Origin of the sequence: uncultured Anaerotruncus sp., assembly GCF_902490045.1 — a bacterium.
Classification (GTDB): Bacteria; Bacillota; Clostridia; order Oscillospirales; family Ruminococcaceae; genus Anaerotruncus.
In genome coordinates, this window is record NZ_CABUCJ010000172.1 from 1 (window position 1) to 3,604 (window position 3,604).

The 3,604-nt window shown below is 64.2% G+C and carries 3 protein-coding genes; all 3 read left to right on the forward strand.

Annotated elements, in window-relative coordinates; translation table 11 throughout:
- Positions 1-1,283: endolytic transglycosylase MltG (gene mltG, locus RDM88_RS12180; protein ID WP_308755095.1), on the forward strand; the 1,283-nt coding region annotated here is incomplete at its 5' end.
- A 14-nt stretch (positions 1,284-1,297) separates the two neighbouring features.
- Positions 1,298-2,524 carry a U32 family peptidase C-terminal domain-containing protein gene (locus tag RDM88_RS12185; protein ID WP_308755096.1) on the forward strand — a complete coding sequence of 409 codons (1,227 nt, stop codon included), beginning with the start codon at positions 1,298-1,300 and terminating at the stop codon, positions 2,522-2,524.
- A gap of 313 nt (positions 2,525-2,837) precedes the next feature.
- On the forward strand, positions 2,838-3,584 hold the full coding sequence (locus RDM88_RS12190) for a YebC/PmpR family DNA-binding transcriptional regulator (protein ID WP_308755097.1): 747 nt from the start codon (positions 2,838-2,840) through the stop codon (positions 3,582-3,584).
- Positions 3,585-3,604 lie beyond the last annotated feature (20 nt).

The following is a 3,604-nucleotide window of genomic DNA, read 5'->3' on the forward strand; positions in this document are numbered from 1 at the left end:
GCCCCCAGACCGCGCGCAAGCGTGAATTCAAGGTGCAGATCGACGACGAGGAATTCTACGAGCCGTCGACCTCGTCGCCGCGCCCGCCGAAGGGCGGCGGGGGCGGAGGCCGCCGGTCGGGCGGCGGAGACGGCGGGGACCGCCATTCGGGCGGCGGCGCGGGCCGCTGGTTCAAGGCGCTCCTCGTGCTGGTCGTCGTGCTCGGGCTTTCGGTCTTTCTGGCGATGTTCGCGCTGCAGAGCGCGAGCGACATGTTCGGCCTCAATAAGCCCGAGGGCGAGGTGAGCTTTGAACTGCCCGACGAGGAGCTGTCGATCTCCGAGATCGCCTCGATGCTCCAGAAGGAGGGCGTCGTCACCCAGCCGCTGACCTTCCGCCTCTACGCAACGCTCAAGAAGGTCTCCCCGGATTCCTTCTTCCCCGGCGACTATACCCTCAACACCAACATGAGCTACGACGAAATTTTCGTCGCCTTCCGCTCGGGCACCGGGCCGGAGCAGGTCACCCTCATCTTCTATGAGGGCTGGACCCTTTCGGATATCGCGGACAAGCTCGAGGAGAACGGCGTCTGCGCCAAGGAGGACCTCTTCCGCTACCTCGAGGAGAACGGCGCGGCGTTTGAGGAGCGGTACCCCTTCCTGGCCGACATCCCCGCCGGAGAGAACCGCTACCGCCGCTACGAGGGCTATTTCTTCCCCGACACCTACGACTTCTACGTGGGCGAGGATCTGGGCACCGTGGTGCAGAAGTTCTTCAACCGCTTCGACCAGATGGTCAACACCGACGAGCTCCAGCAGCAGATGAAGGCGCAGAACCTGACGCTCGACCAGGCGGTCACGCTGGCGTCGGTCATCCAGAAGGAGGCGGGCCGCACCGAGGACATGAAGATGGTCTCCTCCATCTTCCACAAGCGCCTCCAAAATCCCGCGCAGTTCCCGAAGCTCCAGTCGGACGTGACGATCTTCTACGTCGAAAACGACATCAAGCCCTATCTCGAAAATCCGGATGATCCGGTCAATCAGCCGATGTACGACGCATACAATACCTATGTGTGCGACGGCCTGCCCGTCGGGCCGATCTCCAACCCGGGCGTCGACGCGATCAAGGCCGCGATCTATCCGCAGAACACCGATTACTACTACTTCCTCGCGGACAAGGACGGCAAGTTCTACTACGCGGCCACGATCGAGGAGCACGCGGCGAACATCGCGGCGGCAGGCATCGGGGTCGACCACGGCATCACGATGCCGGGCGAGGGCGGCGAAAGCGAGCCGCAGCAGTAAAAAGGAGCGTTCCCTTGCAAAAGCCAGAACTACTCTCCCCGGCGGGCGGCCGGGAGCAGCTGGAATCCGCCGTGCGCTTCGGCGCGGACGCGGTCTACCTGGGCTCCGAATTGTTCAATATGCGCGCCGCGGCCTCCCTCGGGCCGGACGCGCTCGCCGGGGCGGTCTCCTTCGCGCATGAAAACGGCGCGCGCGCCTATCTCGTGTGCAACACCCTGCCCTCCTGCGCGGAGGCACAGGCGCTGCCGGACTTTTTCCGCGCGGCGCGTGCGGCGGGCGCGGACGCGCTCATCGCCGCCGACCTCGGCGTGATGATGCTCGCGCGCCGCACCGTGCCGGAAATCCCGCTGCACGTCTCCACCCAGGCGGGGGTCGTCAACCACCTGACCGCAGCCGAGCTTTACAGGCTCGGGGCCTCCCGCGTCGTGCTGGCGCGCGAGCTTTCGCTCGCGGAAATCCGCCGCATCCGGGACAACACCCCGCCCGAGCTCGAGCTGGAGGCGTTCGTCCACGGCGCGATGTGCATGTCGGTGTCGGGGCGCTGCCTGCTCAGCAGCCACCTCACCGGCCGGGACGCCAACCGGGGCGCCTGCGCGCAGCCCTGCCGCTGGCGCTACCGCCTTGTGGAGGAGAAGCGTCCCGGGCAGTACTTCCCCATCGGGGAGGACGAGCGGGGCAGCTACATCCTCAACGCGAACGACCTGTGCATGATCGAACATGTCGGCGCGTTGGCGGAAGCGGGCGTCTCCTCCTTCAAGATCGAGGGGCGCGCCAAATCGGCCTATTACACCGCCTCCGTCACCGCCGCCTACCGGGCCGCGCTCGACGCGTGGATGCAGCGGCGGGAGCCTCCTCCCTGGGCGCTCGAAGAGGTGGGGAAGGTGAGCCACCGGCCCTATTCGACCGGCTTCTATTTCGGCGCGCCCGGCCAGAACGCCGCGTTCGGCGGTTCCCTCTGCGGCTGGGAGGTGCTCGCCATGGCGGAGAGCTGGTCGGACGGCGTGCTCGAAGTGAGCCTGCGCAACCGGTTTTTCCGCGGCGAGGAGGCGGAGCTGCTGCTTCCGCGCGGGGGTCCGCGCCCCCTCCCCATCACGGCGGTCGAGGACCCGGAGGAGGGCGCCGTGGAGGCGGCCTGCCATCCGATGCGTCATTACCGCATCCCCTGCCCGTTTCCCGTCCCGCCCGGCGCGTGGCTGCGGAAGAGAACGGGGGGAACGGGAAATCATGAAACGGCCTTTTGAAAAAGACCTGTCGCGTAGCGACCGCCCGAATGGAGACACCATTTGCCCGTAAGGGCAAGTGGCGGCGAAAACTTTTGTCAGGATTTCCGCGTTCTTCTCCGTACACGCGACCCGTGAGGCGGAGAATCAATAAACATTTTCGCCCGCCTTTTTTAAAAGGCGGCGGGGTCAAGGGGCGGAGCCCCTTGCCGCGCCCGCAGGCGCGGAAGGCTGGTCCTGAGAAGCGATTTTTCTTTGCTTCTTTCTTTCAGAGGAAAAAAGAAAGAATGGCGAAACACCGCTAAACCATGATTTCAAAGAGAGGTTGAAGGATATGTCCGGACATTCCAAATGGGCAAACATCAAACGCAAGAAGGAAAAGACCGACGGCGCGCGCGCGAAAATCTTTACGAAGATCGGGCGCGAGATCACCGTCGCGGCGCGCGAGGGCGGGGCCGACCCGGCGAACAACTCCAAGCTGGCGACGCTGATCGCGAAGGCGAAGGCGAACAACGTCCCGAACGAAAACATCGAGCGCCTGCTCAAAAAGGCGGGGGACAGCAAGGAGGACTACGAGGAGATTACATACGAGGGTTACGGTCCTTCGGGTGTGGCGGTCATCGTGGAAACCCTCACCGACAACCGCAACCGCACGGCGGGCGACCTGCGCCATTACTTCGACAAGTGCGGCGGCAATCTCGGCCAGAACGGGAGCGTCTCCTTCCTGTTTGAAAAGAAGGGCGTCATCGTCATCGACAACGAGGAAGGAAAATACGACGAGGAAAAGGTCATGGACGACTGCTTCGAGTGCGGGGCGACCGACTACGACTACAGCTCAGACGACGTGATTGAAATCTACACCGAGCCCAACGACGTGGCGAAGGTGGCGGGCGCGCTCGAGCAGATGGGCTACACCTACGATTCCGCCGAGGTCGAGTACATCCCGATGACCAAGGTGAAGATCGACGACGAGGAGCTCGCCCAGAAGATGGAGAAGCTGCTCGACATGTTCGACGACAACGACGACGTGCAGAACGTCTACCACAACTGGGACCAGCCGGAGGAGCCCGACGAGGGCTGACCGGCTGTCCGGCACGGAAC

Coding starts and splice junctions, on each gene's coding strand:
- RDM88_RS12190 (WP_308755097.1), top strand. CDS start 2,838: ATGTCCGGACATTCCAAATGGGCAAACATCAAACGCAAGAAGGAAAAG.